A 4,086-nucleotide genomic window follows, 5' to 3' on the forward strand; every position below is an offset into this window, starting at 1 on the left:
CCGACCGCGACGAAGCGGTAGCCCCATTCGATGTAGCGCCGGGCCTCGGCCTCGACCGAGGTCAGGATGCCGGCCGGCTTGCCGATCGCGGTCAGCCGCCGCACCGCGTCCTGGATCGCGGCCTGCACCTCGGGATGGGCCGGGTTGCCGATATGGCCCATCGAGGCCGACAGGTCGGACGGGCCGATGAACACGCCGTCGACGCCGTCGACGCCGCCGATCTCCTCGATCTGCGCCAGCGCCTCGCCGGTCTCGACCTGCACCAGCAGGCAGATCTCGGCATCGGCCTTCTTCAGATAGTCGGGTACCCGGCCGTAATGGCTGCCGCGGCCGCTGACGGTGATGCCGCGGATGCCGGCCGGCGGATAGCGGCAGGCGGCCACGGCGCGGCGCGCCTCATCGGCATTCTGCACGAAGGGGATCAGCAGCGCCTGGGCGCCGATGTCCAGGATGCGCTTGATCAGCACCGGGTCGTTCCAGGCCGGCCGGACGATGCCGGTCGCCGTGCCGCGCGCCGCCGCCTGCAGCTGTGTCAGCAGGTCGGGCAGTTCGTTCGGCGAATGCTCGGTGTCGAACAGGATCCAGTCGAAGCCGCTGTCGCCGATGATCTCGGCGACGATGTTGCTGCACAGGCTGCTCCACAGCCCGATCTGGGTCTGCCCGGCGGCCAGTGCCGCCTTGAACCGGTTCCGGTCGAGTTCCATTGCTGCGTCCTTCCGCTTGCTGTCTTTATCTCAATCGACCCGGCGCACCTGGCGGCCGCGAATGACGGTCGGGGGGCCGTCGAACTCCACCCGTCCCAGCGCCGCCAGCTGTCGCAGGCGCCAGAACACGAAGCTGTCGGTGGCGAAGAAGCCGGTGATCTCACCCATCGGCCGGCCGACGACTCGGGCGGCCGGCATCCAGTCGGGCCCGGCCGCGGCCAGGATCTCGTCGTCATGCGCGTCGATCGGATGGGTGGTGATGGTCTCGCCGTCGCCCTCGGCATGGCGCAGTCCGCCGCCATCGGCGCGCAGGGCTTCCCAGGCCGTGGCCAACCGGGTCCGGCGGTCCGGCGCGACCGGCCGGGCCGTGGCGGCGGTGCGGGCGACGTGGTCGGGCCTCAGCATCGCCACAGCGGTCATGCCGCCACGGCCGCGGCCAGGGCCAGGGAATGCCCCCTTTCCGACCGCCACCTCCTCGACCGGCACCGTCGCATGGCGCAGGGCCCACAGCGCCCGGCGCAGCATCAGCTGCTCGGCCGCGCCGGTGCCGTGCCAGAGCGTGATCCGGCCCCGGTCCGGCGACAGATGTCTCAACGTCGCCGCTTCGGCCGCGAGCAGATCGATCATCGGGCCGCCCGATTCGATCGCCTCCAGCGCCTCGCCGGCCATGACATCGGTCCAGAAATCGGCGCGGGCCTGCGGCCTGGCATCGTCGACATCGGCCAGCGGGCCGACGGCCAAATCGTCGCGCAGGACCAGCACCGCCGACTCGGGCAGGCCGAGGCTGGCGCGGATCAAATCCGCGGCGCTGTCACCGCAGCAGACATGCAGAACGGGGGGTGCCATCGCGATTCTTTCCGGGGCGGAGCCGGACTATAGCAACCCCGCCGCGCCGGGACAGGATGATCGTCCCGGGCGCGGCCCGCCGATCGTCGCAGCCGGCTTACGGTGTGGCCGGTGCGGCCTCACCCGGCATTGCCGGTGGGGTGCGCAGCAGCAGCCCGCCGATCGCGGCCCCCGCCGCGGCGCAGCACGCCCCGGCCAGGAATGCGGCCTGGTAGCCGCCGACCAGCGCCACCAGCCGGTCGGCGCCGGCGGCCAGCAGCATGTCGGTGCGTGATGCAGCCAGGCTGGCCAGGATCGCCAGGCCCAGCGCCCCGCCCATCATGAAGGCGGTGTTGACGACGCCGGAGGCCAGGCCGGCTTCGGTCGGCCCGACCTCGCTCATCGCCGCCAGCAGCACCGGGTTCAGCGCCATGCCGGCGCCGAGGCCGAGCAGCAGCATGCCGGGCAGCACATGCGCCGCGAAGCTGCCGCCGACCGGGGCCCAGGCGAACAGCGCCAGTCCGGCCGCGGCCAGCAGCAGCCCGGCGGCCAGGGGTCCCCGCGTGCCGAAGCGCATCACCAGCTTTGCCGACAGGCCGAGCGAGAAGGCGGCCATGATCAGGTTCGACGGCAGGAAGGCCAGGCCGACCTGCATCGGGTCGTAGCCCAGCACCTGCTGCAGATAGAGGGCGGACAGGAAGAACCAGGCGAACATCGCCGCGGCCCACAGGATGCCGACGATGTTGGAAATGGTCAGGTTGCGCAGCCGGAACAGGCCCAGCGGCATCAGCGGCGCGCGCACCCGCGACTCGACCACCAGGAACACCAGCAGCAGCGCCACGGCGCCGGCCAGCAGCCCGATCGTCCGGCCGGACGTCCAGCCGGCCTCGTTGCCGCCGACAATGGCGTAGACCGCCAGCATCAGCGAGGCGGTCACGGTGACGGCGCCGGCGACGTCGAGGTGACGCGGCGCCGCCTCGTTGCGGCCGGACGGCAGCAGCCGCAGCGACAGGGCGAAGACGGCGATGCCGATCGGCAGGTTGACCAGGAAGATCCAGTGCCAGCTCAGCGCCCCGGTCAGCAGGCCGCCCAGCAGCACGCCGATGCTGCCGCCGCCGGCGCAGACGAAGCCGTAGACACCCATCGCCTTGGCCCGGTCGCCCGGTTCGGTGAACAGGTCCATGATCAGCGACAGCGCCACGGCGGACACGACCGCGCCGCCCAGCCCCTGCACCGCCCGCGCCGCCACCAGGATGCCCTGGGAGAGGGCCATGCCGCAGGCCAGCGACGCCACGGTGAACAGCGCCAGCCCGATCTGGAACAGCCGGCGGTGGCCGAACAGGTCGCCCAGCCGTCCGCCGAGCAGCAGGAAGCCGCCGAAGGTCAGCATGTAGCCGTTCACCACCCAGGCCAGCGAGGTCTCGCCGAAGCCGAGATCGGCTTTGATCGACGGCAGCGCCACGTTCACGATGGTGGTGTCCAGCACGATCATCAGCACGCCGAGGCACAGCACGGTCAGCGCCAGCCAGCGTCCGTCGCGATGGGCCGGGGCCCGAATGTCGGCAGCGTGGTCCAACGGGAGGTTTCCTTCCTTTGCGCCGGCTTTGGCATGCCGGTTTGCGACCGTGCGATCGGCGGCCGCTTCCTTAACTCGTAGGTTGAATATCACGCCCAGCGGGTCGCGGCAAGATCTGCCTAATCGATTTGGTAAGGCAAGTGGCGGTCAGGCCAGCCCCTCGTGGTGCAGCGCCTGCTGCACGGCGGGGCGGGCATGCACGCGCTCGAAATAGGCGGGCAGCGGCTCGGGCACGGGCAGCTGCAGCGCCTGGGCCCAGCGCAGCATGACGTAGAGGTAGGCGTCGGCGACGCTCATCCCGTCGCCGAACAGATAGTCGCCCTGCAACTGGCCGGCGATCACGGCGAAGCGCTGGCCGACCGCTTCGTCCACCGCCGCTTTCTCCTCATCGCTGGTCGGGAAGATCGAGCGGATCAGCAGCTTGTGCAGCTCGCTGCCGATGAAGCTCAGCGTCTCGACCAGCCGGATCCGCCCCAGCTCGCCACCCGGTGCCAGTTCGGGTGCGCGCTCGGCGACCCAGCTCAGGATCGCGGCGTTCTCGGTCAGCAGCGTGCCGTCGTCCAGCACCAGGGCCGGGACATAGCCCTTGGGGTTGATTTGGGTGAAGTCGTCGCCGCTCTCGGTCCGCCGGGTCGGGATGTCGACGTGGATGCGGTCGAAGTCAAAGCCGGCCTCGTGCAGCGCGATGTGGTCGGCAAGGCTGCACGCGTTGGGGGTGAGGTACAGCTTCATGGCGTCGCTCCTCCACAGGGTCTGGTTGAGACCATCTTGCCAAATCTTACAAATAATTGCAAACTGCAACCGGTTGTAAGTTACATATACTTATTCCTGGGAGGGAAGCAGAATGCGCACCGACCCCATTCCAGACCTGATCCGCCGCTACTACGCGGCCTATGAGACCAAGGACCGGCAGGCGGTGGAGGCGCTGCTGACCGACGACTTCACCTTCAGCAGCCCGCTCGACGACCGCATTGACCGTCA

Annotated in this window: 4 protein-coding genes; all 4 read right to left on the reverse strand. The window is 70.1% G+C overall.

The window, feature by feature from the left end; all coding sequences use genetic code 11:
- Positions 1–704, reverse strand: a 704-nt coding sequence (locus tag AC3XYG_RS17405; RefSeq protein ID WP_489141113.1) for an HpcH/HpaI aldolase family protein, incomplete at its 3' end; no start/stop codon positions are given.
- Between the two features lie 30 nt (positions 705–734).
- Complete coding sequence (locus AC3XYG_RS17410) at positions 735–1,550, reverse strand: DUF1835 domain-containing protein (protein WP_489141114.1); 816 nt, start codon at positions 1,548–1,550, stop codon at positions 735–737.
- A gap of 97 nt (positions 1,551–1,647) precedes the next feature.
- On the reverse strand, positions 1,648–3,105 hold the full coding sequence (locus tag AC3XYG_RS17415) for a DHA2 family efflux MFS transporter permease subunit (RefSeq protein WP_489141115.1): 1,458 nt from the start codon (positions 3,103–3,105) through the stop codon (positions 1,648–1,650).
- Positions 3,106–3,252: 147 nt separating this feature from the next.
- Positions 3,253–3,837: a glutathione binding-like protein gene (locus tag AC3XYG_RS17420; protein ID WP_489141116.1), complete on the reverse strand. Its 585-nt coding sequence runs from the start codon at positions 3,835–3,837 to the stop codon at positions 3,253–3,255.
- Positions 3,838–4,086 lie beyond the last annotated feature (249 nt).

The sequence above is a fragment of the Inquilinus sp. genome, assembly GCF_057815775.1.